The sequence below is a fragment of the Roseibium sp. MMSF_3544 genome (assembly GCF_030732845.1).
Taxonomy (GTDB): domain Bacteria; phylum Pseudomonadota; class Alphaproteobacteria; order Rhizobiales; family Stappiaceae; genus Roseibium.
This window is the reverse complement of the sequence record NZ_JASHKA010000009.1, coordinates 213964-239018: the sequence shown is the minus strand read 5'-3', so window position 1 is coordinate 239018 and position 25055 is coordinate 213964. Positions and strand designations below refer to the sequence as shown.

25 protein-coding genes are annotated in these 25055 nt (G+C 58.8%); 12 read left to right on the top strand and 13 right to left on the bottom strand.

The window, feature by feature from the left end; translation table 11 throughout:
- Window positions 1-40: 40 nt before the first annotated feature.
- The 4 genes from purH to htpX form a co-directional block, all read right to left on the bottom strand.
- The gene (purH, locus tag RBB47_RS15375; protein WP_305986705.1) at window positions 41-1657 is read right to left on the bottom strand and encodes a bifunctional phosphoribosylaminoimidazolecarboxamide formyltransferase/IMP cyclohydrolase; all 1617 of its coding nucleotides are present in this window, start codon (window positions 1655-1657) and stop codon (window positions 41-43) included.
- A gap of 105 nt (window positions 1658-1762) precedes the next feature.
- Window positions 1763-3520: a heparinase II/III family protein gene (locus RBB47_RS15370; protein ID WP_371932794.1), complete on the bottom strand. Its 1758-nt coding sequence runs from the start codon at window positions 3518-3520 to the stop codon at window positions 1763-1765.
- Window positions 3521-3670: 150 nt separating this feature from the next.
- Window positions 3671-5047, bottom strand: a complete 1377-nt coding sequence (locus tag RBB47_RS15365; RefSeq protein ID WP_305986704.1) for an RsmB/NOP family class I SAM-dependent RNA methyltransferase — start codon at window positions 5045-5047, stop codon at window positions 3671-3673.
- Between the two features lie 150 nt (window positions 5048-5197).
- Window positions 5198-6160: a zinc metalloprotease HtpX gene (htpX, locus tag RBB47_RS15360; RefSeq protein WP_305986703.1), complete on the bottom strand. Its 963-nt coding sequence runs from the start codon at window positions 6158-6160 to the stop codon at window positions 5198-5200.
- 167 nt (window positions 6161-6327) lie between these two features.
- Here htpX and RBB47_RS15355 point away from each other — a divergent pair, with 167 nt between their 5' ends.
- Together RBB47_RS15355 and RBB47_RS15350 are read left to right on the top strand one after the other, a co-directional pair.
- Window positions 6328-6591: a DUF1674 domain-containing protein gene (locus tag RBB47_RS15355; RefSeq protein ID WP_305986702.1), complete on the top strand. Its 264-nt coding sequence runs from the start codon at window positions 6328-6330 to the stop codon at window positions 6589-6591.
- A 20-nt stretch (window positions 6592-6611) separates the two neighbouring features.
- The gene (locus RBB47_RS15350) at window positions 6612-7127 is read left to right on the top strand and encodes a hypothetical protein (protein WP_305986701.1); all 516 of its coding nucleotides are present in this window, start codon (window positions 6612-6614) and stop codon (window positions 7125-7127) included.
- A gap of 1 nt (window position 7128) precedes the next feature.
- Here the strand turns inward: RBB47_RS15350 and RBB47_RS15345 are convergent, their stop codons facing one another.
- Complete coding sequence (locus RBB47_RS15345) at window positions 7129-7788, bottom strand: SGNH/GDSL hydrolase family protein (RefSeq protein ID WP_305986700.1); 660 nt, start codon at window positions 7786-7788, stop codon at window positions 7129-7131.
- A 172-nt stretch (window positions 7789-7960) separates the two neighbouring features.
- Between RBB47_RS15345 and RBB47_RS15340 the strand changes: the two genes are divergently transcribed.
- The 5 genes from RBB47_RS15340 to RBB47_RS15320 all read left to right on the top strand — a co-directional run bounded on the left by RBB47_RS15340 (window position 7961) and on the right by RBB47_RS15320 (window position 14894).
- Window positions 7961-9184 (top strand): aminotransferase class I/II-fold pyridoxal phosphate-dependent enzyme, encoded by a 1224-nt coding sequence (locus RBB47_RS15340; RefSeq protein ID WP_305986699.1) that lies wholly within the window; start codon window positions 7961-7963, stop codon window positions 9182-9184.
- Entirely contained in the window at window positions 9181-11934 is a 2754-nt protein-coding gene (locus RBB47_RS15335) for a DNA translocase FtsK (protein ID WP_305986698.1), read from the top strand. Before RBB47_RS15340 ends, RBB47_RS15335 begins: the two co-directional genes overlap by 4 nt.
- Window positions 11935-12027: 93 nt before the next feature.
- Window positions 12028-12681 (top strand): outer-membrane lipoprotein carrier protein LolA, encoded by a 654-nt coding sequence (locus RBB47_RS15330; RefSeq protein ID WP_305986697.1) that lies wholly within the window; start codon window positions 12028-12030, stop codon window positions 12679-12681.
- Window positions 12678-13667 (top strand): ATP-grasp domain-containing protein, encoded by a 990-nt coding sequence (locus tag RBB47_RS15325; RefSeq protein ID WP_305986696.1) that lies wholly within the window; start codon window positions 12678-12680, stop codon window positions 13665-13667. Before RBB47_RS15330 ends, RBB47_RS15325 begins: the two co-directional genes overlap by 4 nt.
- A 453-nt stretch (window positions 13668-14120) precedes the next feature.
- Window positions 14121-14894 (top strand): sulfotransferase, encoded by a 774-nt coding sequence (locus RBB47_RS15320; RefSeq protein ID WP_305986695.1) that lies wholly within the window; start codon window positions 14121-14123, stop codon window positions 14892-14894.
- Window positions 14895-14957: 63 nt separating this feature from the next.
- Here RBB47_RS15320 and RBB47_RS15315 read toward each other — a convergent pair whose 3' ends face one another.
- The 3 genes from RBB47_RS15315 to RBB47_RS15305 form a co-directional block, all read right to left on the bottom strand.
- Entirely contained in the window at window positions 14958-15161 is a 204-nt protein-coding gene (locus RBB47_RS15315) for a DUF1737 domain-containing protein (protein ID WP_305986694.1), read from the bottom strand.
- Complete coding sequence (locus tag RBB47_RS15310; RefSeq protein WP_305986693.1) at window positions 15158-16066, bottom strand: CoA ester lyase; 909 nt, start codon at window positions 16064-16066, stop codon at window positions 15158-15160. The genes RBB47_RS15315 and RBB47_RS15310 overlap by 4 nt, the downstream gene beginning before the upstream one ends.
- A gap of 97 nt (window positions 16067-16163) precedes the next feature.
- Window positions 16164-17060 carry a DMT family transporter gene (locus tag RBB47_RS15305; RefSeq protein ID WP_305986692.1) on the bottom strand — a complete coding sequence of 299 codons (897 nt, stop codon included), beginning with the start codon at window positions 17058-17060 and terminating at the stop codon, window positions 16164-16166.
- 167 nt (window positions 17061-17227) lie between these two features.
- Here RBB47_RS15305 and RBB47_RS15300 point away from each other — a divergent pair, with 167 nt between their 5' ends.
- A complete protein-coding gene (locus RBB47_RS15300) occupies window positions 17228-17689 on the top strand; it encodes a GNAT family N-acetyltransferase (protein WP_305986691.1) in 462 nt (153 codons plus the stop codon).
- A 52-nt stretch (window positions 17690-17741) separates the two neighbouring features.
- On the opposite strand, the gene RBB47_RS15295 is transcribed toward RBB47_RS15300, so the two are convergent.
- On the bottom strand, window positions 17742-18791 hold the full coding sequence (locus RBB47_RS15295; protein ID WP_305986690.1) for a DUF2125 domain-containing protein: 1050 nt from the start codon (window positions 18789-18791) through the stop codon (window positions 17742-17744).
- 125 nt (window positions 18792-18916) lie between these two features.
- Here RBB47_RS15295 and RBB47_RS15290 point away from each other — a divergent pair, with 125 nt between their 5' ends.
- Window positions 18917-19438 carry a gamma-glutamylcyclotransferase gene (locus tag RBB47_RS15290; protein WP_305986689.1) on the top strand — a complete coding sequence of 174 codons (522 nt, stop codon included), beginning with the start codon at window positions 18917-18919 and terminating at the stop codon, window positions 19436-19438.
- 41 nt (window positions 19439-19479) lie between these two features.
- Here RBB47_RS15290 and RBB47_RS15285 read toward each other — a convergent pair whose 3' ends face one another.
- From RBB47_RS15285 to ftsE, 4 genes are all read right to left on the bottom strand, one after another.
- Window positions 19480-20256 carry a 1-acyl-sn-glycerol-3-phosphate acyltransferase gene (locus RBB47_RS15285; RefSeq protein ID WP_305986688.1) on the bottom strand — a complete coding sequence of 259 codons (777 nt, stop codon included), beginning with the start codon at window positions 20254-20256 and terminating at the stop codon, window positions 19480-19482.
- Window positions 20257-20312: 56 nt separating this feature from the next.
- Window positions 20313-21041 carry a YdcF family protein gene (locus tag RBB47_RS15280; RefSeq protein ID WP_305986687.1) on the bottom strand — a complete coding sequence of 243 codons (729 nt, stop codon included), beginning with the start codon at window positions 21039-21041 and terminating at the stop codon, window positions 20313-20315.
- A gap of 52 nt (window positions 21042-21093) precedes the next feature.
- Window positions 21094-22134, bottom strand: coding sequence for an ABC transporter permease (locus RBB47_RS15275; protein ID WP_305986686.1), 1041 nt, complete (start codon window positions 22132-22134; stop codon window positions 21094-21096).
- Between the two features lie 92 nt (window positions 22135-22226).
- On the bottom strand, window positions 22227-22886 hold the full coding sequence (gene ftsE, locus RBB47_RS15270; protein ID WP_305986685.1) for a cell division ATP-binding protein FtsE: 660 nt from the start codon (window positions 22884-22886) through the stop codon (window positions 22227-22229).
- 195 nt (window positions 22887-23081) lie between these two features.
- Between ftsE and RBB47_RS15265 the strand changes: the two genes are divergently transcribed.
- The 3 genes from RBB47_RS15265 to RBB47_RS15255 are packed head-to-tail and all read left to right on the top strand — an operon-like array spanning window position 23082 to window position 25014.
- Window positions 23082-24047 carry a zinc-ribbon domain-containing protein gene (locus RBB47_RS15265; protein WP_305986684.1) on the top strand — a complete coding sequence of 322 codons (966 nt, stop codon included), beginning with the start codon at window positions 23082-23084 and terminating at the stop codon, window positions 24045-24047.
- 2 nt (window positions 24048-24049) lie between these two features.
- The gene (gene hpt, locus RBB47_RS15260) at window positions 24050-24616 is read left to right on the top strand and encodes a hypoxanthine phosphoribosyltransferase (protein WP_305986683.1); all 567 of its coding nucleotides are present in this window, start codon (window positions 24050-24052) and stop codon (window positions 24614-24616) included.
- Between the two features lie 2 nt (window positions 24617-24618).
- Window positions 24619-25014: a response regulator gene (locus tag RBB47_RS15255; protein WP_305986682.1), complete on the top strand. Its 396-nt coding sequence runs from the start codon at window positions 24619-24621 to the stop codon at window positions 25012-25014.
- Window positions 25015-25055: the final 41 nt, after the last annotated feature.

The window sequence follows — 25055 nt, the reverse complement described above, 5'->3', positions numbered from 1 at the left end:
CGCCAAACCCAGTCGCTGACGTCGCAAGAGTGCCGAATTATCAGTGACGGAAGTGGCGCATGCCTGTCAGAACCATGGCAAGACCTGCTTCGTCCGCAGCCGCAATGACATCGTCATCGCGCATGGAGCCGCCCGGCTGAATGACCGCCGTCGCACCAGCTTCGGCTGCCGAGAGCAATCCGTCTGCGAACGGAAAGAACGCGTCCGAAGCAACCACGCATCCCTTGGTCAGCGGCTCGCTCAGGCCCGCTGCCTCCGTTGCATCCAGGGCCTTTCTGGCGGCAATCCTGGCCGAATCCACCCGGCTCATCTGCCCGGCGCCGACACCGACGGTCGCCCCGTCCCTGGCATAGACGATGGCATTGGACTTTACGTGCTTTGCAACCCGGAACGCGAATTTCAGGTCCGCCAGTTCCTGCGCGCTCGGTGCACGCTTGGTCACCACCTTCAGGTCGAGATCGTCGACCACACCATTGTCCCGGGACTGAACCAGAAGGCCGCCGGCGACCGACTTTACGAACAGCCCTTTGGCGCGGGCATCCGCAAGACCGCCCGTAACAAGAAGCCGCAGGTTTTTCTTGGCTGCGATCACCTCGCGGGCTGCTTCGTCAGCGTCCGGCGCAATGATCACTTCGGTGAAGGTTTTGACGATTTCTTCGGCGGCCTCCGCATCCAGCGTCCCGTTCAGAGCAACGATACCGCCAAAGGCCGACACCGGATCACAGCGCAGTGCTTTTTCATAGGCCTGCCTGAGGCTCGCCCCTTCCGCAACACCGCAGGGATTCGCGTGCTTGATGATGGCGACGGCGCTGGTGCGGGCCGGATCGAACTCGCTGACCAGTTCGAAGGCTGCATCCGTGTCGTTGATATTGTTGTAGGAGAGCGTCTTGCCCTGCAGCTGCCTGGCGGTCGCAACACCTGGCCGGTTTTCACCGGTCTTGTAAAAACCCGCCGACTGATGGGGGTTCTCGCCATAGCGCATGACCTCGGCAAGCGAACCGCCAACGGCGCGATGCGCCGGCGTGGCGTCCTCGAGCTGATCGGCCATCCAGTTGGAAACGGCGGCATCATAGGCAGCCGTGCGCGCAAATGCTTTCAGGGCAAGCCGCTTGCGAAGAGCGACCGGCGACTGGCCGTCATTGGCGTCCATTTCCTCGATCACCGCGCCATAGTCGGCCGGATCGGTTACCACCGTGACATAGGCATGGTTCTTGGCCGCAGCGCGGGTCATGGCCGGCCCGCCAATGTCGATGTTTTCAATCCCCGTTGCATAGTCGGCGCCGGAAGCGACCACGTCTTCAAACGGATAAAGGTTGCCGCAGAAGAGATCGATGCCGGTGATGCCATGTTCGCCCATGGCCGCCACGTGATCCGCATCATCCCTAATCGACAGCAGGCCGCCATGGACCATCGGATGAAGGGTTTTGACGCGTCCGTCCATGATCTCCGGAAAGCCTGTGACTTCGGAGATGTCCAGAACCTCAAGCCCCGCCTCCTTGAGCGCCTTGTAAGACCCGCCCGTTGAGACGAGTTCCACGCCGCGGTCGGAAAGCGCCTTTGCAAATTCGACAAGTCCAGTCTTGTCGAATACGGAAAGGAGCGCGCGTTTGACGGGCACCAGTTCGGGAACCGGTACGGCTTTGGACACAATGGCCATGAGTTTGCCTCGCAAGTGGGAACGATCGGGGAGTTCGACGTCGCCCTACCACGTCTTCAGGCAAATCGGAAGGTTCGAGGGAGCCTGATTTCTGTGCGTCCCTGGCTATTCCTCAAACGGCAGTTCGCCGAGATCATCGAAATCGCTCGTGCCGCGCCGGCTTAGCTTGGCTGTCGCGGTCTTTCTGAACTGCCACCCGACCGCAGGCACCTCGAGCAACGACCCGGATATCACGATCTGGTCCGTTTTCCTGTGTCCGAAGACATCCGACAGATAAATGCTCTCTTCCAGCGCGATTTCACAGCCCGGCGCCTCGAACTCCCAGGCTTCGCCATCGCGGCAAACCAGAAGAACCGCCGAACCGCCACGCAGCATCGACGTTCTGAGACCGGGATGCAGATGGAAACGAAGAGCATAGCGGTGCTCGGGGTCGACGGGCTCGACGGCCCGCAACGTGTCGATGCCATCGAGGACGGTGCCGTCACCGGACAGGCGTACGTCCCGCTCATGCACGACGTTGAACTCAGGGACATAGCCGTCATGCGACGCAGTGATGCGGCAACCTGCCTGATCGTCTTCCCGTTCCATCGAGACGGTGGAGGGGCCAGACAGGATCGGTGCGCCAAGCAGTCGCCCGAACGGCCTTTCTGCCAGGAAGCGGCAGGACGAGGTGTCCTCGATCGTGATGGTGGAATGCGCTGCGGTCGAGCGGCTGACCTTGCGCCAAAGTGGGTTGGATTTCGCCGAGACGCCGCAATTGACAACGATCCTGTTCGCCGCGGACGAAAACTCAAAGGACAGGCAGCCGGCATGGGCATCGCCTGAAACGGCAAGGGCCGGGACTGGCCCCGTGTCCATCAAGACGACGGAACTCGCCCCGCTGAGCCGCTGGTAACCCGAATGCGGCGCGTTGAGCGGCGGCGCTCCCCGTGCATCATCATAGGCGAGGATTGTGGCCACGAGATCATTCGGCGTGGAGCCCATGCCATTGAAATGGCCGAGCGTGCCGTCGCCATGGCGGAAGAAGCGCAGCAGTGGCATCATCCTGTCGACGGATTGCAGCATGGCAGGCGGCATTTCGAGACCCTGCGCGACAAAGGCCTGCCTCACTGGCAGAAGGTCCGCCAGAATGTCGATCAGAGCCTTCGGGTTCCGTGAGATGTGACCGCCGTCCGGAAGGATCTGCCGCGTCAGTTCGTGCTCCAGCCGGCGAATGCTCTGACGCGCAAATCTTCCTTGTCCCGCCATGGAAATACAGGCGGACGCCACCGCCAGCGATGCCCTGAGGCGAACGACACCGTCTTCGGTTTCATTGATGGTCTGGCGAAGATAGCGGACCTGACGCGCGAGGGACTTGACGAATCTGCGGTAAAACTCGTGATCGCCGTCCTGCAGGATGAACGGCGAGTGTGCCAGCCAGGACAGGATCCTCTGGGTCACGACCGGAGCCTCCCAGCCGATCGAATGGCGGCGGCCGCAAAACTTCATCCAGTCCTCGACCAGGACGCGGGCGTTCTGGCGCGCGATCTGGCTGTCGGACGCCCTCAGATCCCTGAGCCAACCGAAACTGTGAAGCTCCCGCTGCCATTCGTCATGAACCGCGTTCATCTCGAAGGGCGAGCGCCCTTGCGTCTCCACGAGATGTCCGGAAAACAGGAATCGGCCGCCGTATATGTCTGCGGCGTTGGTTTCATCGGCCGTACGAAGATCCTGGGGCGCGATAAGCAGGCGCGCGGGCACAGCCGAAAACGGCTGCAGGCGGAAGAACGGACCGCCATGCATCCATTTCAGGGTACGGTGCCAGACATGCAGGGCCACGAGTCGCCAGATTCGGCTTCTCTCGTTGAGGCTTGCAATATTCACCAAACCATCCCCAATACTGATGGCCTACGCGCAACTATCGTGAATTCTCCGGTACTTAGAGCTTCTCTATCGCTTTCTATTCAAAAAAACGGATCATTAAGGTTAGCATTTCGTTGACGCAAAGATTGCTAGGGAACGGTTTAAGCTACGTTAAGACCGCCTGAATCGGGCCGCAAAGAAGCCGTCCATGCCAACGTCCTCAGCGCCGCTGCCCGCGGCGTGGCACGGCAGGCAGCGCAAATATCCATCTGCCGTGACACAGTGATCCAGGCCCCCGATCTCCTCGGCCTGGACAGGCACACGTTCAATCTTGCCGGCCTGACGCTCCAAAAAGGCGTTCGCCTGGTCTTCACCTTCGGCGGTCTCCAGCGAACAGGTGCAATAGACGATCAAGCCACCGGGCTTGACCCAGCCAAGCACCCGGTCGAGCAGATCCTTCTGAATTTCGCTCAGTTTTTCGATGTCATAGGGTTTCTTGATCCAGGCGACGTCCGGGTGGCGCCGGATCGTTCCGGTTGCGCTGCAAGGTGCATCAAGCAATACCGCATCGAAAGGCGCTTCCGGCTCGAAGGTTCGGATGTCGGACGCGACCGTTGTAACGTTCAGTCCGAGACGTGACATGTTTTCTTCCAGGCGCTTCAGGCGGCCCTTGGATATGTCCACTGCGGTCACGTCAGCCCCGGCAGCGGCAAGTTGAGCCGATTTACCTCCAGGTGCTGCACAGAGATCGGCAACTCTTAGCCCTTCGATGTCGCCCAACAGCCGCGCGGGCAAGGCCGCCGCCGCATCCTGGACCCACCAGGCACCTTCCGAAAATCCTTCGAGCGCGTCGATCGCCCCTTTTCTGGTGAGCCTGACACTTCCCTTGCCGACAAGGCGGCCACCCAGTTTGTCGGCCCAAGCCTCCGGATCGGACTTTACGCTCAGGTCCAGTGCCGCCTCAGCCCGATGCGCGCGCGCGATCGCGCCCGCTGTCTCCAAGCCGTAACCGTCCTTCCAGCTCTCCCAAAGCCAATCGGGGGTGTTCAAAATGTCCGGATCGAGATCGTCAGTGATGTCGTCCCTTTCGCGCCCGAGACGCCGCAACACTCCGTTGACCAGCCCCTTGTAAGGCCGCGCCCGGCGATCCAGTCCCGCATGATCAACCGCGAGCGAGACGGCGGCGCGGTCCGGGACGTCGAGAAAGAGCATCTGGGCAATCGCAACATGCAGAATATCCAGCACACGGCCGGTTTTTTCAGGTATCGGCCGGTCAAGCAACCGGTCCAGTATTTCCGAGATCTCGCCGCGATGGCGTAGCGCTGCGCCAACGATAGCCCGCACGAGCGACCGGTCGTTGCCGGCCAGCGACCGAAACCCGGAGTGACCGGAGCCGACGTCCAACTCGCCATCGAGAGGCCGCTTCTTGTGAACGACATTCCCGAGAATGTCGGCGGCCACCTTGCGGGCGGCAAATCCCGGCTTGTCCTGTCGGCCGGCTTCCTGACTTTCAGAATGAACAGGTTTTTTGTTTGCGCGACTGCTCAAAGAGTGTTCCTGACGATTGACCGCGCTCTTGCGGTGAAAGCCGAGCGCCGCAGACCGGGCTTCCGGCTGCGGCGCAATGTATGCATTCTAAGTCCAAGACAGCGCTGGGGAAAGAAGTTTGTTCTTCAGACGCCTGTGCCTGGTATATCGCTAGCCCCACGGCCCCTTCGGTCGTTGCGGCTCGCTGGTTTGGGTTCTGCTGCCTGCACCTGCCCACGGCCCGGAGCGAGGGGTCGAACTGCCGGCTCCGAACGAACCGCGCCCACCCGTGCCAAGTCCTGAATCCGAGAGCTTCCGCAGCTCATCGATGCGGTTCTGCGTGTTCGGGTGCGTGGAGAACAGATTGTCCATCCGCTCGCCCGAAAGCGGGTTCATGATGAACATGTGCGCCGTTGCAGGATTGGCTTCCGCATCCGGATTGTGGATGCGTTGCACACCTCCGGCAATCTTGCCGAGCGCGGAGGCCAGCCACATCGGTTCACCGCAGATCTGCGCGCCCATCCGGTCAGCGGCGTATTCGCGCGTCCGGGAAATGGCCATCTGCACGACCATGGCTGCCATCGGCGCGACGATCATCATCAGGAGCATCCCGACAATGCCGAGCGGATTGTTCCGGTTGCCGCCAAAGAAGAACGCGAAATTCGCCAGCATGGAGATCGCACCGGCTATCGTTGCCGTGATCGTCATGATCAGCGTGTCATGGTTTTTGACGTGCGCGAGCTCGTGCGCCATCACTCCGGCAACTTCTTCCGGCGTAAGCATGTTCAACAGGCCCGTTGTCGCGGCAACGGCGGCATTCTCCGGGTTTCGCCCGGTGGCAAATGCATTCGGCTGCGGATTGTTGATGATATACACCTTGGGCATTGGCAGATCGGCATTTTGCGCAAGCCGCTGCACCATGCGGTAGAAATCCGGCATCGACCGTTCATCCACTTCCTGCGCATGGTGCATGCGCAAGACCATCTTGTCCGCATTCCAGTAGCTGAAAACGTTCATGGCCGCGGCAATGGCCAGGGCAATCATCATGCCGGCCTGTCCGCCGATCATGAACCCGATACCCATAAAAAGGGCGGTCATCGCCGCCAACAGCATCGCTGTACGAATGTAGTTCATTACCGCTTCTGTCCGTTTCCTGTCCTTGTCTGACCGGGCGATGATTTCCACCCGGTGAACTCAAATACCGTCTGAAGATGGGTATTGCTGACAATCTTGGCAAGCTTACCCTATATTGCGTGACAGAACCGTAATTCGCACCTGCAGCAACCTCCCGATGGGCAAACATGAGTGAAGATCAGAACAATCCGACAGAAGCCTACAGCCAGAGCGAAGCTTCGTCGCTGAAAGCCGAGACCGAAACCGTTCCCGCCAAACGGTTCGAAGATCTTCCTCCGGCTGCCCAGCGCGCACTGAAAGAAGCCGAGGAACGGCGAAAGCAGATTGATGCGAAGGGGGACGCCATGCCGGACGAAGTCAACGGACGCGGCGGCCTGGAACCGACACGCTACGATGACTGGGAGATCAAGGGGCTCACAGTCGACTTCTGAGTTTCGACGGACACTTGACGATGCAAAACGGCCTCGAAAGGACACTTTCCTCCTGGGACGGCAAAGCCACCGCTCCGCTCGAACAGGCGTATGAAACTTATCGGAACGAGCCGCACTTTCTGGAACACTTGGTCGATCTGTGCGAAGCGCCGACCTGCCAGCGCGGCGCCACCTGGCTGTTGAAGCATCATTTCGACCGGAAGGGTCAACTCTCAGATGAGCTGGCCGCCCGTCATCTGACCGCAATTCCTCTTTTCGATCACTGGGAGACAAAGCTTCATTTTCTGCAATATTTTGAGCACCTGCGCATATCTGCAGATGCCAAAGTACCGCTCAATCGATTTATCGAGAGCGAGGTGACATCAGCTAACAAGTTTGTACGCGCCTGGGCGTGCTACGCGCTGGCGATCTTCGCCTTGAGGTTTCCCGAACACAAGGAACACGCCCTTGATACGCTGAAGCAAGCCGGGAACCGTGAAACGGCAGGCTCGGTCAAAGTGCGCATCCGCAAGGCGTTGGAAAAACTCGACAAGTAAGTCAGCCGCCAGCCAGTTTCCTGACCTCGGCCGCGATGGCCCTTGCCAGATCCGCCTGCGGTGCCGCCTCGAAATGAACTGCATCGAGCGCGCCTGCAGAAATCACCGTAGCGGCATCGAAAAACGCGGTCCCGTACTGTTCGGCCAGTTGCGCATAGACGCCCGCAAGGCGCTTCGATTGCACGCCGCCATGCTCGTTGGAATAAAGACCGCCATATTCAAGACCCGAGAAGTCGCCAAGCGGGGGCGGCGACATCAACAGGACCTTCGGCGCCCGGCCTTCTACATCATCCGTTGCCCGCTTCGCCTCGAACAACACCCGGCCCATGGCAAGCCCGATGGCTTCGGCGCTCATGTTGAACCGGTCCTGAAGGTCGTTGGAGCCAAGCATGATGATCAGGATATCAATCGGCATATGCGTCTTGCGCACGGTCGCGAGATGCGCCAGGCCATTCTTGTCGCCGCGGGTCGGGTCTTCAAAGACGGTCGTGCGTCCGTTGACACCCTCTTCGATCACGTAAAACCCGGAACCGAGTTCTGCCTGCAAAAGCCGGGTCCAGCGAACGTCGTGGCCATACCTGGTTTTGTCGACGGGATTAAAGCCCCACGTGAGCGAATCGCCGAAACAGACAACGGACATCGGGTCCTTTTGCGACGTCATGAAAAACCCTTCACGAACAATATGAAATCAGTTCGGTGGACCATAGGAAAGATGCGAAGGTCAGGCAATCGTTTCGCGGGATCTGCGGCTTTGCGTGCTTGGTTAATCAGAGATTTACCAAGGGGACGATAGGGTCAGGTCAAAGTACTGCGTAACCACTGCCGGATTTTGAATGACTGCCAGCCCCAGAGCCTATACGCGCGGCGCTGTCCTGCCGAGCTCCAACCCTTTTCAGCGCCTTGCCGAACTTCTGGACGGCGAGAGCCCGGGTCTTGATCCGGTCATCATGACGATCGGTGAACCCCAGCATGCGATTCCCGATTTCACAGGGGATATCCTGGTGGAAAATGTGGCCGATTTCCGGCGTTATCCGCCAATCGTCGGATCTCCCGAATTTCGGCAGGCAATCGCTGGCTGGCTCGACCGGCGCTACGGTCTGGACGGCATGGTCGATCCCGAGCACGGGGTTCTTCCATTGAACGGGTCCAGGGAAGGCCTTTCCTTTGGCGCAATCGCCGCAAGAGATCAGCTCGGCAAGGGCCTCGACCATCCCGCGGTGATTCTGCCGAACCCGTTTTACCAGACCTACGCGGCAGCGGCCCATGTTGCCGACGCCCAGGCAGTTCTTCTGGATGCAATTCCGGGCAACCACTTTTTGCCCGATCTCGACAGTCTTGACGCCGCACTGCTGGACGAAACGGTTGCCTTCTACATTGCCTCGCCGACCAATCCGGAAGGGTACCCAGCAGACATCGCCTATTGGCAGCGGTTGATTGCGTTGGCGCGCAAGCACCGGTTCTACATTTTCGCTGACGAATGCTATTCGGAAATCTACCGGACCACGCCGCCGCCGGGCATCCTGGAAGCCGCAAAGGCGATGGGCACCGATTTTTCCAATATCATCGTCCTGAATTCTTTATCCAAACGCTCCAATCTTGCCGGACTTCGCTGCGGGTTTGCAGCCGGTGACCCCGGCTTCCTGCGCAAATGGGCAAAGTTCCGCGGCCTGGCCGCGCCGCAAGTCTCGCTCCCGGCACAGGCCGTTGCAGTGCGGGCCTATCAGGATGAGGAGCATGTCGCGGAAAACCGGCGGCTCTACAACGAGAAATTCGAAGCTGCCGAAAGGCTTCTCGGCCCGATCATGGGCCCGGTCACCTCCCAGGGTGGATTCTTTTTGTGGCTCGATGTCAGCCGATGGGGTGACGGCATCGGCGTTACGAGCCGCCTTTGGCGCGACATCGGCGTCAAGGTCGTGCCGGGAGGGTATCTGGCCTCCGATCAGGCAGACGGCACCAATCCGGGGCGCAATTTCATTCGCGTCGGGCTGACGGCTCCGCTGGAGCAGACTGAAATCGCACTTGAACGCATGGCAAACTGGTTTGGAGAGAACGCATGAGACGGGCGAGTGCAGTGCGCGGCAACGGCCGCCGGTCTTCAATTGACCTTCTGGACACGGAAAGTCCGATCAAACGCTTCTTGCGGCGAAACATAGTCGGTGCATCGGGGCTCGCCATCATCGCGATCGCTGCGATGCTTGCGGCATCACTCGCGACATGGTCGGTCAGCGATCCGAGTCTCAACCACGCGACTGGCGGACCTGTACGCAACGCGCTTGGCACCCCGGGGGCCGTCGTCTCCGATATCCTGATGCAGACGATCGGTCTTGCAACCGCTGTTTTCCTGATCCCGCTGGTGTTGTGGGGTTGGCGCCTTTTGGCCGGCCATGCCCTCGGCATTGGCCGCAAACGTTTGTTTTACTGGGTCATCGGCTCGTGCTTGTCCGCCGGTGCTCTGGCCGCACTTCCGGTTCCCGACAGTTGGCCGCTGCCGACGGGACTCGGAGGCTTCTTCGGTGACACCGTGCATCAGATTCCGGCGGTGATAACCTCCAATATGACATCAGGTGCCGCGACGATCGTCGGCGGTCTCGGTCTGGGTGTTCCGGCGATCTTCTTTTTGTTGTCGGCCGCCGGCTGGCTCGGCAGCAAGGATCCGTTAGAGAGCGACGCCAAGCCTGCGCGCGCTCCAAAGGGACACGGCAAGTCGATTGAGGAAGACCTTGGACTTGACGACGAGGAAAGCGAATCCAGGCTTTCGTTGTTCTTCGGAGCCCTTGTCGGGCAGGCAGCTCATTTCGGGCTGCAGGGTGTTGCGCAGGTTCGGCGGCTGACAGGCCTCAAGCGAAATCGTCGCGTTGGCGACGAGGATTATTGGGACGAGGACGACGAAGGCGATTACGAACCGGAAGACGACAGACAGGGCAACCGCCTGTCGGCTTTCCGCCGCGCGCTTACCGGCCGGCTGATGCCGGAAGATGACGACGGGCTCGATGAATTTTATGAGCGCGGCCGGCACCCCGACGATGAAGACCCTGAGGATCATTTTGACGACGAGCCATATGACGAGGAAGGGGAGCGTTTCGAGCCGGATGATCTCCTGATCGACAAAGGGCCCGTTGCCGGGCAGCCCGTAACTCCGGTTGGAATAGCTGCTCCGGGCTCCGCGTCAGCACCCGCTGCGCAGGCGGCACCACAGGCGGGCCGCGTAATCCCGCCCGCGCCCCGTCCGAAACAAAGCAAACGTGCCATCGAGGAAGCGCAACCTTCGTTCCTCGGAGCGCCCGAGGAATACGAACTTCCTCCCCTGCGCCTGCTTTCTGAGCCAAAAGCCAGCGGTAAGGTGCCCGGATTATCAGCTGACGCTCTGGAGCAGAACGCCCGCATCCTGGAAGGCGTTCTGGAAGATTTCGGTGTCCGCGGCGAGATCATCGAGGTCCGCCCGGGTCCGGTGGTCACGCTTTACGAACTGGAACCTGCGCCGGGCATCAAGTCATCCCGGGTCATCGGTCTTGCCGACGACATTGCCCGCTCCATGAGTGCGATTTCGGCCCGTGTTGCCGTCATTCCGGGCAAGAACGCCATCGGTATCGAACTGCCGAATGCCCGCCGCGAAACAGTGTTCCTGCGCGAATTGCTCGCAGCGCAGGATTTCGAGAAGTCGAAGTCCAAACTGGCGCTTGCGCTCGGCAAGACCATCAACGGCGAAAGCGTCGTCGCGGACCTTGCCCGCATGCCGCACCTGCTTGTTGCCGGTACCACCGGCTCGGGTAAGTCGGTCTCGATCAACACCATGATCCTGTCGCTGCTTTACCGGCTGACGCCGGAGCAGTGCAAGCTGATCATGATCGATCCGAAAATGCTCGAACTCTCCATTTATGACGGTATTCCGCATCTTCTGACCCCCGTGGTCACCGATCCCAACAAGGCGGTTGTCGCCCTGAAATGGACGGTCCGCGAGATGGAAGACCGTTACAAGAAGATGTCCAAGATGGGCGTCCGCAACATCGACGGTTACAACACCCGCATCAAACAGGCGCTTGAGAAGGGCGAGAGCTTCACCCGCACGGTCCAGACCGGCTTCGATCGCGAGACCGGCCAGCCGATCTACGAGGAAGAGGAACTGCCGCTCGAGGCGATGCCGTACATTGTCGTGATCGTCGACGAAATGGCCGATCTGATGATGGTTGCCGGCAAGGACATCGAGGGCGCGATCCAGCGCCTTGCCCAGATGGCCCGTGCCGCCGGCATCCACCTGATCATGGCGACCCAGCGGCCCTCCGTGGACGTCATCACCGGTACGATCAAGGCCAACTTCCCGACCCGTATCTCATTCCAGGTCACCTCCAAGATCGACAGCCGCACGATCCTTGGCGAGATGGGAGCCGAACAGCTGCTCGGAATGGGTGACATGCTGTTCATGGCGGGTGGCGGACGCATCCAGCGTGTGCACGGCCCGTTTGTTGCCGATGACGAGGTCGAGGAAATCGTGAAGCACCTGAAACTGCAGGGTACCCCTCAGTATCTTGAAGCAGTCACTGAGGAAGAAGACGAAACAGCAAGTCCCTATGACGGCGGTGGCGGTCTGGCCGGCGGCGGCGAGGGCAATGAGCTTTACGATAAGGCAGTTGCCATCGTGCTGCGCGACAAGAAGGCATCCACCTCCTACGTGCAGCGCCGGCTGTCGATCGGATACAATCGTGCCGCCTCATTGATCGAACGCATGGAACAGGAAGGGCTGATCAGCGCCGCCAACCATGCGGGAAAACGCGAGATCCTTGTACAAAATGGCGTTGAGGAAGAGTTTTAGGTCGCAAATGTCAAAGCTTTGCCACACACTCTACATAGCTGTTTGTAGCTAGAGTATACTCTTAACGCGTAAAACAAACTGGGACATTGCATCATGCTGAAACGCTTTGCTCTTCGCCTGGCCAGATGCCTGGCTATTCCGGCTCTGGCAGCAGCAGTGACACTGACCGCGCTGCTTCCTGCACAAGCGCTGACGTCGCAGGAGCAAAAGACGCTCAAGGAACTAAGCACCTATTTCAACTCGGTGAAGACCATGCATGGTGACTTCATCCAGTTTGGACCGGATGGCAGTCAATCAGACGGCAAGTTCTATATGGCCCGTCCCGGCAAGGTCCGCTTTTATTACAACAAGCCCTCGGTCCTCGACATCGTGGCGGACGGCGAGTCGGTTTCCGTACGTGACCGCAAGCTGAACACTCAGGACATCTGGCCCCTCGGTCAGACGCCGCTTCGTTTCCTCTTGTCTGATTCGATCGATCTTGAGAAAGACACGAATGTCACCAACGTTCTCGTTGAAAAGGACCTGATCACGGTCACGATTTTCGACAAGACCAAGTTCAATTCCGGAACGCTCACGCTCATTTTCGATTCGGACGACTTTGCCCTCAAGCAATGGACTGTGACCGATCAACAGGGCTACGACACCTCCGTTGCCGTTTACAACGTCGTGTCCAACGCACCGACCAATCCTGACCTTTTCAAGATCGACTATCTGGCAAACGCCCGTCAGCGCAAGGGTCAGAATTGACCGACAGCCATGGATCCCCGGAACCTCACTCCGGGGAACGGGCGCTTGTTTTCCGTCTGCTTGAAAACTATTGCGCCGGCAAGGGGCTGCGGCTGACGGCGGGCGATCCCCACGGGCATGCAGGCCTCATCGAAGCTCCGTCCGGAAAACGCTGGTTCTTCAAGGGCACCCGGTTCGACATCAATCCACTGGGCGCTTCGGAAATCGCCGGCGACAAGGCCTATACGGGCAAGTTCCTGGCAATGAACGGCATCGCCGTTCCCGCAAGCTATCTCGTTTCGAGCGCAGACATCCGGGACGGCAGAAGGCCGCCTGAAGACGTTCTCGATTTTGCCGAAGAGCAGGAATTTCCACTGTTCGTGAAGCCCAATATCGGCCAGGAGGGCCAGGGCGTCATGCGCGTGGACACCTATCACACCCTGCAGAACGCGCTGCATATCCTGGCAAAGAACCACGGACAGCTCTTGGTTCAGGAAGAAATCAAGGGCAAGGACCTGCGTGTAATTGTTCTGGACGGTGACGTGTTATGCGCGATTGAACGTCAGCCGCCTCAGGTGACCGGCGACGGCGTCCGCAGCCTTGCCCAACTTGTCGATGCCCATGAACGGATCAACGCCGCTGACGGGCGCATCGACTTCGAGCTGTCACAGCAGGGTCTGATGCTTGAAAGCGTTCCGGCCCGCGGCCAGATCGTGTCACTGCTACCGGTCTCGAACCTTTCCTCGGGCGGATCCGCACAAATTGTCACCGACACGCTCGCTCCGGAGATCCACACCATGGCGCGCCTGGCGGCAAAGACCCTGGGCTTGCGCTATTGCGGTGTCGACCTGATTATTCCGGAAGCAAGGCGCCCTGACACCGCCGCCGTGGTGCTCGAAGTCAACGCCTCGCCCGGGCTCAGTGTCCTGGCACGTCGGGGCGACAGCGAAGCGAACCTGGTCCGTGAGATTTACCAGAAGGTTTTCGCAGAATTCTTGTCAGCTTGAGTTCACCGGCCTTAAACGGAAGCCCCTGAACTGCATGTCCTTTTCTGAGTTGCCGTGACCGGCTAACGATCTGAAATGAGCGGGATGGACTTGACCAAGAGCGACCCTCAAAAGGGCGACCATCCGATTTTCGCGTAATCTAAAAGCTGACTTAGTACAGATATTTCACCGGTAAATAAGAATATATTTCAAACGAATTTCAAAATATATTTGTCCTTTTCTTAAAAATATGAAGTAATTCTCGCTTAAATCAAAAAACAGCCATTATTGGTGCATCTCTTTTCTATGCTCCGTCGATCGCGGTCGCAGGTGTCATGCTTCTTGTTCTTCCTCCCACTCAATTGGAGGCATGGCGGCCTGCGGCTGGTGATTGCGCGAGCGAGGTTGGGGTTAGGCGTCAGACCAGAAGGCCGCGCTGCCGGGTCGAGACCGCTCGTCAAGGAGATCAAGATAATGTCGAATGTATTGCCATTCCGGCAAAACAGCTTCGAGCTGCACAAGCAGTATCCAGCGCTGCATTTCCCGAAAGACGGATATGTCTTTGTGGTGGCCTTTGGGCGGTCCGGGTCCACACTGACACAGCATCTGCTGAATTCGATCCCCGGTTACTTCATCCGGGGCGAAAACTCCAATACGCTCATACACTTGAGCAGGTCAATCACCGCGATCCAGAACGAAGTCAATTTCAAGCAGCGCCAGGAGCCGAAACGCTCGGAACTGTCCGCCGAACGGCCCTATTTCGGCAAGATGGTCGGGACCTCGCTCGATCCCTGGTACGGCATGGAAGACGTCGACGTTGATGATTACGCCATGAGCCTGTTCGACACGTTCGTTTCCAAGGTGCTGTGCCCCAAAGGAGCGGCCCGCGTCCTCGGGTTCAAGGAAATCAGGTACCACAATGACCCGCGCTATTTCCCGAGGTTCCTTGATACGATCCGCAAGTACTTCCCGCACAGCCGGTTCATTTTCCAGAACCGCGACTTCGAAAATGTCGTCAAATCTTCCTTCTGGAAAAAAATGGAAGAAGGCGAGGTGAGACGGCGCTGGGACAACTTCGAGCGCATGACCAAGGCCTATGCGGAAGGACACGGAAGCTTCTGTTATCAGCTGCGCTACGAAGATTACCTGCAAGGGCCTGAAAAACTGGCTCCGCTGTTCCGCTTCTTGCGGGAACCTTTCGACGAAAAGCGCGTCAAGGCGATCCTGGACACGAAACTGCACCACTAGGTGCAGGAAAAGAGTGGCCGTGGTTCTGAACTGGCAGAACCGCGGCCGCATTCGTTCTCGGTTTCAATAATCACCGAGTTTCATGTCAGGCGAATACTCGCCTTCAATATCCTTGATGACCGCCTGACCACAGATCGTGGCACCTTTGGCCGCATCATAGGTGAGCGACGGCGGGCCGGAGAGTTCCCAGCCCTTGTTCAATGCCTGTGTCACCCGATGGCAGAATTCACTGTCGTCAACACCGGTGATCAGCCTGTAAAGCCTCATGATTGTCTCTCGTTGTCGTTCGCTGTGCGCGCCGCGACGGCGTTCGCAATCGCAATCACCCGCTTGCCCATCTCCGCATGTAGCCGCTCGACCATCTTGCCGTCCACCTGGATCGCACCCTTTGAGGCGTTTTCCGGAAGATCAAAAGCAGCGTTGATCTTGCGGGCCCATTCAATTTCCTCAGCCGACGGGCTGAAGGCGCCATGGCAGGCGGCAATCTGTTTCGGGTGAATCAGCGTCTTGCCATCCATACCCATGTCGGCGCCTTGTGCGCACTCGGCGGCAAAACCCACTTCATCCTGAAAGGCGTTGTAGACACCGTCCAGGATGTCAATGCCGCCCAGGCGTGCCGCGGCAACACAGGTCATGAGCCACGGCATCATCGCCGCACGTCCCGGCAAGAGGCGCGCACGGGTCTCCTTTGCCAGATCGTTGGTCCCCATGACGAAGCAGGACAGGCGGACCTCCGGATCCTTGCCGCACGCGCCGATCGCACCGGCGTTGAGCATGGCTTCAGGCGTTTCCATCATGGCCCAGAGCTTCAGGGATTCGGGGGCATTGTGGAGCGACAACGTATGCGCAATGCGCTGCAGGTCGGCCGGCGAGTTGACCTTCGGCACCAGGATCGCATCCGGCGCCGCTGTCACTGCCGCCTGAAGATCCGTCTCCCCCCAGGGCGTGTCGAGACCGTTGATGCGGATGACAACCTCCCGGTCGCCATATCCGCCGGCAGTGACCGCTTCAACGATCTGCTTCCGTGCAAGGTCCTTTGCGTCCGGGGCAACGGCATCTTCCAGGTCCAGCAACAGGCAGTCCACATCCAGCGTCCTGGCCTTTTCAAGTGCGCGCGCATTTGACCCCGGCATGTAAAGAGCGGAGCGGCGCGGTCTGAGCGGTACGGTCATCGGCAAATCCTAAGAATTTCACGGCGGTTGGGCGATACCCTAGTGGAATGTGTAACCAAGTAAAATCCGCCGAAGGGGGAAGATCGTTTTCTTGATCTCAGCTGGTCTCGGATTGGCGGCGCGATTTGAAGATCATGTCCTTGGCCGCAATGACGGCACCCAGCGTAATGGCAATGCAGGCAATTCCGACAGACAGTGTAAGGGCGCCGAACCCGAACGCGATCAACAGGAGCGTGGATAGCAACGGCGCCGAATAGGCGGCAGCTCCAAGAACCTGAATGTCGCCGCGCTTGACGCCGATATCCCAGGTGAAGAAGGCAAGTCCGACCGGAAACAGCGCAAGCGCAAGCACAGAACCCCATTCCAGCGACGTGGCCGGCCAGACGGTCGTCTCCAGGAACAGATGGCACGCCCCGGACAAAAGCGCCGTCATCAGGCAAAACCCGGCAACGGCCTCCGTCGGCACCGCGCCGAGCCTGCGGGACAAGACCGAATAGCTGGACCAGAACAGGGAAGACGCGACCGCTGCGCCATAACCGATCGCGTATCCGCCCGAAAACTGGATTCCTTCGCCGCCACTGATAAGAAGCGCCGCACCTGCCAGACCCAGGATCGTTCCGGCCACATGATGGATCCGCAAACGCTCACCCGGCAGAAGCGCGGAAAAGAGCACGATCAGGAGTGGCCAGGTATAATTGATCAGGTTGGCCTCGACCGGCGGCGCGTTCCGGATTGCCGTGAAATAGAAGAGGTGAAAGCCGAACAATCCGAATGTTCCAAAGGCCCATACTCTGAGCGGCTGCTTCAAAAGGGCGAGCTTCCCCGTGACGGCGAGCCAGACCAGGGCAAGTGTTCCCGATATCCCGAAGCACAGCGCATTCAACAGAAAAGGCGGCACTTTGCCTGAACCGGCACCAAAGACACCAAGGGTTGCCCACATCAGCACGGCGCTCAGCCCGATGGCCGTTGCCTTCACCCGTCCGCTATCCGCCATTGCCCCTCGACTGATCCCGTTGATGATCTGCTCATGACATGAAATCGCGGTCTAAGGAAGCCCAACGATCCAGGGTGGGCAGAATTTCATTCAGGTCCTTGATCCCGGCTCCGGTTTCGGGAATGTTGGGGCAACTTGATGTCTAACTATTCATTTCCGGGGACTACATGACCACAGCGGAAATCAGAGCCCTTGGGCAGGATGATGCCCATCAGCTCGCGCCACTTATTGCCGAAAACGCCCAGGCCCTGAAACGCGGAGCGCCCCGCCGTCCGGACGACTATTATGCCGAACGCATCCTGGCCGACAAGACAGCCGAGGTGCTTGGTGCCTTTGTCGGCGAAGACCTGGTTGGATTCGGTGTTTTTTTCGATCTTCCGGAGTTGATCACCGGTCTCAGGATCGGTCAGTTGGACGACATTTACGTTCACCCTGATCACCGGAACGCAGGGATTGGACGATCGATCATCGAAACACTGGTCAGTGAAGGCCAAAGGCGCGGCTGGCTGCACCTGCGCTGGATCGTTCCGGGCAAAAACGCGCCGGAAGTCGCGCTCTACGAAAAGATCGCAGAACCCGACCACCGCAAGAGCTATGTGATTCCGATCGACCGGATTGCCGGTGATTGATCATCCTGGGGGCACGTCGACAGGTCAGCCGACAAATCGACGGAGCCCCTGGTCAGGTGCCCGCTGAAAAGAATGGCGGAACGCGTCCAAGCGTCAGAAACCCGACCCGCACGATCCCCTCGTCGATGACCATCGGCAGCGTGATCGAGGGCACGCCTTCAACATCCGTTTCTGCCGCTTTCAGGCTTTGCACGACACTCTCGACCAGAGAAAAGCTGTTGTCCTGGGGTGGAAACAGCGGCTTGAGCATCTGAAGCAATCCGTCCGCATTTCCGATCGTCACGGCGACGTTCCCGGAAAGCGTCCCGTTTCCGTTGATCACGAGATCGCCCGACGCACCCAGGCGGCTTTCTCCGATGACGGTCTCCATCAGAACCAGTTTCACTGGAAGGCGTCCGTCGTTCATCCGCACCAGCGTTACAAGATCAGCACCCGCCAGCAGCGCGGCGCCACCCGGCACCTGAAGATGGCCGCGCAGATCGATGGTCTCGCCAATTTCCGGCAGTGATTTCAGCTGAAGCGCATCAACCGAGACGAAGCCGTCGACCGCGTCTGCCTGGTCAGGTGTCTTGCGAAGGTGAAGCTCTGCCTTGTCTGCGGAAAAGAGACCTGAGGAGACTGAGTTTTCGACCGCTGCTTCCGGTTTTTGAAGCACGGCGTCCAGCGCACCAAGAGCTGCATCTGAAAATTTGACGCTTGCCCGCGCTGTCTCCCACTTCATTTCACCCAGTAGACCGCTCAGCGGTTCCGCAACGGATGCCGGCGCATGGGCTTCAAAAATGATGTGACGGGGATTGTAGATCAGCGCAACGGCGTTGAGTGCACCAAGAGAACCTGCGGCTCCTGTCTGGTCGCGCGAAACGAGGTCACGGCAATAGACTTCATAGCGGAACGGATATCCGCCGATGGAAAGATCCGCGCAGGAGACGTCCACGCCGCCCCGCGCCATCGCCTGCAATTGCTGATCCAGCTGATCGGACAAAATGGACCTGCCGAACATCCAGGCGCCGGACCAACCGGCAATAACCAGGAAGATGATGCACAGAAGGATAATGTATCGGCGCCTTGAGGATTTGGCTGGTTTGTTCTGGTTTTCTGACACGGCTTCAATAACTCTTGCTTTTGGCGCTCTTGGCTCCGGCTCGGTCGCATACTCGGCGGCATTGCATTGAATAAGACCGCTGGTCTTGCTATCTCCGCTTCCGGTAAGAAAGTAGATAGGGCGATATGAGCGATTTTTGGGTTTTTGGCTACGGGTCTTTGATGTGGAACCCCGGATTTGATCATTTGCGCTCCGCCCCGGCCCTCCTGCGCGGTGCCCATCGGGCGCTTTGCGTCTATTCCTGGGTTCATCGCGGCACCCAGGAGCGCCCGGGTCTCGTGTTTGGCCTCGACAATGGCGGCGCATGCCGGGGCATGGCCTATCAGGTTGCCGAAGATATCTGGCCGAAAACGCTCGACTATCTCCGTGCCCGCGAACAAACCACCATGGTCTACAAGGAACACTGGCACAATATCGAGCTTGATGGTGGCGAAAAGGTCAATGCGCTGGTCTATATGGTCGATCACGGCCATGCGCAATATGCCGGCGCGTTGCCGTTGGAAAAGCAACTTGAAATCGTCGACGGCGCTGTCGGCAAGTCCGGTGAAAATCCGGAATATGTGATTAACACTGCCGCCCACCTGGAAGAAATGGGCATCGCCGACAAAAATCTTGCCTGGTTGGCCGAGCAACTGAAGAAGCTTTAGGGTACGGACCCTGGGGCAGACCGGAGAAAATCCTCAACCGGTTATGCCTGACTGGCCTTGTTGCGCACCTCAACCGATTGCAGAACCGGCGACGGGTCCGGTGCCTGGCGCGCTTCTTCGATCAGCCTGTCGCTGGCGGCCTCGATCTGGTCGACCAACTGCTCATAAAAGACTTCCGGTGCCAGACCGGGCTCGATCGGCGGCAGGATGTCGACAATCACCGTTCCCGGATAAACCTTCCAGGACGAGCGTGGCCAGTACAGCCCCGCATTGTGGGCGATCGGCACAACGGGGCAATTCAGGCCCTTGTAGAGATGCGTGATGCCGTATTTGTATTTCGGCTCCGCGCCGACGGGACGGCGGGTTCCTTCGGGAAAAATCATGATCTGGCGCTCTTCCTCGATGGCTTCCTTTGCGGCTTCCATCATTGCTGCCAACGCCTCGGAGCGCTTTCCGCGGTTGATTGGTATCTGCCTGTATTTGGCCGTGTACCAGCCGAAGATCGGAATCCAGCGCAACTCCCGCTTCAGGATGAATGTCGGGCTGGAAAACAACGGAATGAGGGTAACGGTCTCCCAGGCCGACTGATGCTTCATCGCGGCGATGTACCCGCCGCTTGGCAGATTTTCCCTGCCCCTGATTTCGACCTTGAGGCCCGCAACGACGCGCATCAGCCAAAGCAGCGATCGCGACCAGAAGGGCACGATCGGCCAGCCCCATTTGCGCGGCAGCAGCATGACCGGCGAAAACAGGATCATCTCGATGAATGTCACTGAGTAAAAAAGCACCTGAAACAGGGTAGAACGCAGAAGAACCATGGCACCAGAAAACCGAACGAAGCGAAGCTCACCGCCCGGTCGTGCGCCAATTCAAGTCAGCTTACGGCCTTCACGGTGTTGCGGAGTCGGGCGAGGATATACTTCACATATTCGCGCATGAGAAGCCGCATCGTTGCCGGTTCGCGATACCAGGTGTCCAGATTGAGGTCTTTCGAAAAGACCGGATAGGCAATCAGCTGGACGTCAGGCAGAACCTGGGACAGTTCGACCTGCGCCCGTGGCAGGTGATAAGCACTGGTCACGACAAGCAGGGAAGCAAAGCCGTTTTTCTGAACCCAGCTTGCGGTTTCAGTCGCGTTTCCTGCGGTGTTGAGCGCGACCCGATCCAGATCAACGCTGTTTTCTTCCAACGGCATGGTCGACGACGTGACGGCCGCGAGCTGCTCTCGGGTCGTTCCCGGATGAACGCCGGAAATGAGCAGGCGATCAGCGTGACCTTCCTCGAGCAGCCGGACAGCTTCGTTTATGCGGGCCTGACCACCTGTCAGCACGACGATTGCATCGGCATTGGCGGCGCGCGGGATATCTGCATTCACAATCTGGTGCGCAAAAAACAGAAACTGGCCAACGATGCCGCAGACCAAAGCCGCCAGAACCGCAATGAATGCGATCCGTAATCCGAACCGTTTTTTCCGGGGAGCAGGGCCCTTGGTGCCAGTGCATTCTTCAACCGACATGCCATGGGAGGCACGCACGCCGCGTTGCGCGTCGGCCGAAAGGCCGTCTTCCAAAGCAGGGTCTATGACTGTATCTGCGTGCGACATGGTGCGAATGTGATAGGTGATTCGGCCGATTTCACGGCATTCTACATTAAAATCAATCCACCTTTGCCAAATGAGCCTTGACTGCAAGCCCGGATGTCAATGCGGTGAGGATTGCAACCAGAAACACAACTGCAAAGACGCCGAAGTATCCAGGCAAACTGACGGACATCGTGCCGAAGAGCGCGGAAAGCTGGTCCGAACTTGCCTGCCCCGATCCCTGACGCGTCAGCAAATCCACCAGAACAAAGCACAGGATCGCCGCGACACCGCCGGAAACACCCCCCTTCAGGCCCAGAAGCAGAAAATGCCGTTGAAATTCCCGGGCGATGAAACTGTCTTCCGCGCCGACAAAATGAAGCACCGACACCACGTCCTTGTTGCCCGCCATGGCAGACTGGGTCGCAAAAACAACGCTGAGTACCATCGATCCGAGCACCAGGACCATGATGGCAAAGCCACCGGCCACCACAGCTCCAGCCATGGCAGACAGACGCGACGTCCAAATCGAATGGTCATCCACACTTGCTCCGGTCACTTGCTGTGAAACGGAGTTCCTGAGCTGGGCCAGATTAAGGACGGCGGGGTCACCGACCGTGATCTGGATAAGCCTTGGCACCGGCAGGCCATCGAGTTGAAGGCCTTCACCAAGCCACGGTTCCAGAAGGGCCTTCGTCTCCGCGTCCGACATCGCCCGCACGGAGGCTATGCCGGGAAATTCCTGCGCGAGCGCAACGGCCTTGTCGATCTCCCGCAGCATGTCGACCCCTTCGGTCGGGCGAATCTGGATGGTGATTTCCCTGACCAGGTCATTCTGCCAGGCATCGGCAGCATCCCAGACGATGGAAACGGCACCGACGGTCAGACACGCCAGGAAACTCATGATGGCAACGACGAGGGTAAGGGCCCGTCCGGCGACGGATTGCGGCGGTACGATTGCGGCGGCGGGACGAAGCTTCGCGTCGTCGCCCTGCTCTTGTTTCTTTGTTTTCGGCGCAGGTTTTTTCCTGGGCCGTTTCCCGCGCAGCGGTCGTTTCGGCCTCCCGATATCAACGGCTGGCGCCTGATTCTTGTCGTTGTTGTCGGTCTGGGCCATGTGTTGCCTGGTCGTATGCCTGTCGCTTAGGGTGCGGTCCTGCAAATGAAACCGTCTTTGTTTTGTTTCGTCCGTCTTCGAGAGTCAGGGTCTTAGTCAAAAATCGAGAGACGTCCTTCCGCCAGCACCATGCGCCGGGCATCCACCTGTTCCAGCAAGGCAATATCGTGCGTCGCAATCACAACGGAAGTGCCGAGTTTGTTCAATTCTATGAAAAGACGCAACAGACGGCGGGCGAGTGGCGGATCGACGTTTCCCGTCGGCTCGTCGGCCAGAAGCACTTCAGGCCGCGTGATCAGCGCCCGGGCGATTGCCGCACGCTGTTTCTCACCACCTGACAGAACCGGCGGCAGAACATGCATCCTGTCCCCAAGGCCGACCCATTTGAGGAGATCGATTACGTCGGAGCGATAGTCCGACTCGTTTTTGCCAACCACGCGCAGGGGCAGAGCCACATTTTCATAAGTCGTCAGGTGATCCAGCAAACGGAAGTCCTGAAAGACGACGCCGATCTTGCGCCTCAGCTTGGGCAGTTCCTGCTTTTCAATCACGCTCAGATCGCGATTGAACACCTTGATGAGACCGCGCGTTGGACGAAGGGACATGAACAGGAGCCTGATCAGGCTGGTTTTGCCCGCGCCTGACGGTCCGGTCAGGAACTGGAAAGACTGCGGTTCGATCTGAAAGGTCAGGTCCTGCAGGATCTCCGGTCCCATGCCGTATCTCAATCCGACATTCTCAAAGCGGATCACGAAATTGTCTCCTGTTGATGGACCGACGCTATAGCCAGGCCGTTAACGGTGCATTAATCATATATAGGTCCATTAGGTACCTGTAAGCCCGTCACTGGAATTGTCGGCACTTGTCCAACATTTCGTGCCGCCGTTCGACCGGATCGGTCATCAAAGAATACCGCTTGAGCATGCCATGGCGAAAGGTCTTCACGGATGAAGATCACATGTCCGGACTGCAGTACGTCCTACGAAATCAAGGCGGAAGCCCTCGGCCCGGAAGGGCGCAGTGTGAAATGCGCCAAATGCGGAAACCGCTGGTTCGTCTCGCCCAAGGAAGATGACGATCCCGTCGATTTCAAGGCGATGGAAAGCAGCACCGAAGAGGTTGCTTCCAGCGACGACGGCGACGTTGCCAAGGATGAGGCCGACTGGGCCGCAGACGCCATGGACGACACAGACTCCTCGCAGGAAACGGACAGCGACGCTGATCTTCCGGACGCGGACGAGGACATCGCCGATTTCACCCCACCGCCCGCGACATCGCGCGCCAGCACTGATGAAGACAGGTTCGCCGCCGATCTTGCTGACGATGAGGACGAGGGGAGCCCCGAGGACGACGACAATCAGGCCGATATCGAAAGCCACGCCAAACGGCCGAAAATTATCGTCAACCCCGACAAGTTCCGGCGCAATCACATCGGCGCTGTCCTGAACTGGCTCTCACGGCGCAACTATCGCCGTCTTGGCGGCATGCTGATCTTCACCGTTGCTGCGGCTGCTCTCGTCGGCTTCGTCTTTCTGAGAGACAGCATGGTCAAGCAGTCACCCGACCTGGCCAGCCTGTTCCAGACGATCGGATTTGACGTGAACCTTCGCGGCCTTGAGTTCCGGAACCTGCGCACTTTCACGGAAATCGAGGGCGGCAAGAGTGTTCTTGTGGTCGAGGGATCGATCCGCAATCTGCTCGAAGAAGGAAACTCGGTTCCGGCCGTTCGCCTGTCGCTTCGAAACTCGGACATGCAGGAAGTCTATGCCTGGACAGTAGAGCCCCGGACGAGAGCCCTGACCGGCCTGGATGAAACGCGGTTCAGAACGATATTGGCGGACCCGCCCGCGGAAGCATCGGACATCCAGGTCCGGTTCACTGACCGTGGCAGACGCCAGATAGTACTCGAGTGACCATGACAGCCAATATTCGAACCCTTTTCGACGAAAACACAATCGCCGTTCGTGTCGCGGCCCTGGCAGAAGAAATTGCGGAAGGAAAACCGCAAAACCTTCTTGTCGTGGCCGTTCTGAAAGGCAGTTTCATTTTCGCGGCCGATCTCGTCCGTGCCATGCACCGGGCCGGTCTGGAGCCGGAAATGGAGTTCATTCACCTGTCTTCCTACGGGGCAGGCACCGAGGGATCGGACAACATCCGGATTTTGCGCGATGTTGAAAGTGACGTTAACAACCGCGATATCATTTTAGTGGATGATATTCTGGAGTCCGGGCGCACACTGGCATTCGCGCGCGAGCGGTTGATCGGACGCGGCGCCCGGTCCGTAAAGATTGCAGCGCTTCTGGATAAACCGGAGCGCCGCAAAGCTGCCATATCTGCCGATTATGTCGGGTTTGCCTGTCCTGATAAGTTTGTCGTCGGATACGGTATGGATATGGGCCACGCGTGGCGGCAGTTGCCCTTTATTGGATACGTCGTTGCTTCATCTGATGAGGCGGCGACTGACGGCAAGACAGGAGAGTGAGCATGGCTCGCATTCTTCTCACGGAAGACGATGAAGCGGTTCGCAGCTTTGTAAAGCGCGCGCTGGAACTTGACGGGCATTCGGTAAACGTTGCCGAGGACGGCGGTGAGGCCGTTGAAGTGCTGGCCCACGAAAAGGGCGAATTCGATCTCCTCGTTTCCGATATCAAGATGCCGGTCATGGACGGTATCGCGCTTGCCCTCCACGCTGCACGCGACTTTCCCGACATGCCGATTCTGTTGATGACAGGCTTCGCCGATCAGCGTGAACGCGCTAACGGTCTGGACACTTTGGTTCACGATATCATTACCAAGCCATTCTCCCTGGCCGACATCCGCAAGGCCGTGCGCGATGCCATCGCCGGCGAACTGCCGCAGGACACGCGCCGCTACGCGTGATTGATTGCCGCTATCGGATCAATAAGATCCAGTCCAGGCGA

What these genes read in the sequence shown, in the direction of transcription:
- purH (WP_305986705.1), bottom strand. Translation starts at nt 1,657, where the DNA reads ATGGCCATTGTGTCCAAAGCCGTACCGGTTCCCGAACTGGTGCCCGTC.
- htpX (WP_305986703.1), bottom strand. Translation starts at nt 6,160, where the DNA reads ATGAACTACATTCGTACAGCGATGCTGTTGGCGGCGATGACCGCCCTT.
- RBB47_RS15355 (WP_305986702.1), top strand. Translation starts at nt 6,328, where the DNA reads ATGAGTGAAGATCAGAACAATCCGACAGAAGCCTACAGCCAGAGCGAA.
- RBB47_RS15350 (WP_305986701.1), top strand. Translation starts at nt 6,612, where the DNA reads ATGCAAAACGGCCTCGAAAGGACACTTTCCTCCTGGGACGGCAAAGCC.
- RBB47_RS15345 (WP_305986700.1), bottom strand. Translation starts at nt 7,788, where the DNA reads ATGACGTCGCAAAAGGACCCGATGTCCGTTGTCTGTTTCGGCGATTCG.
- RBB47_RS15340 (WP_305986699.1), top strand. Translation starts at nt 7,961, where the DNA reads ATGACTGCCAGCCCCAGAGCCTATACGCGCGGCGCTGTCCTGCCGAGC.
- RBB47_RS15335 (WP_305986698.1), top strand. Translation starts at nt 9,181, where the DNA reads ATGAGACGGGCGAGTGCAGTGCGCGGCAACGGCCGCCGGTCTTCAATT.
- RBB47_RS15330 (WP_305986697.1), top strand. Translation starts at nt 12,028, where the DNA reads ATGCTGAAACGCTTTGCTCTTCGCCTGGCCAGATGCCTGGCTATTCCG.
- RBB47_RS15320 (WP_305986695.1), top strand. Translation starts at nt 14,121, where the DNA reads ATGTCGAATGTATTGCCATTCCGGCAAAACAGCTTCGAGCTGCACAAG.
- RBB47_RS15315 (WP_305986694.1), bottom strand. Translation starts at nt 15,161, where the DNA reads ATGAGGCTTTACAGGCTGATCACCGGTGTTGACGACAGTGAATTCTGC.
- RBB47_RS15310 (WP_305986693.1), bottom strand. Translation starts at nt 16,066, where the DNA reads ATGACCGTACCGCTCAGACCGCGCCGCTCCGCTCTTTACATGCCGGGG.
- RBB47_RS15305 (WP_305986692.1), bottom strand. Translation starts at nt 17,060, where the DNA reads ATGGCGGATAGCGGACGGGTGAAGGCAACGGCCATCGGGCTGAGCGCC.
- RBB47_RS15300 (WP_305986691.1), top strand. Translation starts at nt 17,228, where the DNA reads ATGACCACAGCGGAAATCAGAGCCCTTGGGCAGGATGATGCCCATCAG.
- RBB47_RS15290 (WP_305986689.1), top strand. Translation starts at nt 18,917, where the DNA reads ATGAGCGATTTTTGGGTTTTTGGCTACGGGTCTTTGATGTGGAACCCC.
- RBB47_RS15285 (WP_305986688.1), bottom strand. Translation starts at nt 20,256, where the DNA reads ATGGTTCTTCTGCGTTCTACCCTGTTTCAGGTGCTTTTTTACTCAGTG.
- RBB47_RS15280 (WP_305986687.1), bottom strand. Translation starts at nt 21,041, where the DNA reads ATGTCGCACGCAGATACAGTCATAGACCCTGCTTTGGAAGACGGCCTT.
- RBB47_RS15275 (WP_305986686.1), bottom strand. Translation starts at nt 22,134, where the DNA reads ATGGCCCAGACCGACAACAACGACAAGAATCAGGCGCCAGCCGTTGAT.
- RBB47_RS15265 (WP_305986684.1), top strand. Translation starts at nt 23,082, where the DNA reads ATGAAGATCACATGTCCGGACTGCAGTACGTCCTACGAAATCAAGGCG.
- hpt (WP_305986683.1), top strand. Translation starts at nt 24,050, where the DNA reads ATGACAGCCAATATTCGAACCCTTTTCGACGAAAACACAATCGCCGTT.
- RBB47_RS15255 (WP_305986682.1), top strand. Translation starts at nt 24,619, where the DNA reads ATGGCTCGCATTCTTCTCACGGAAGACGATGAAGCGGTTCGCAGCTTT.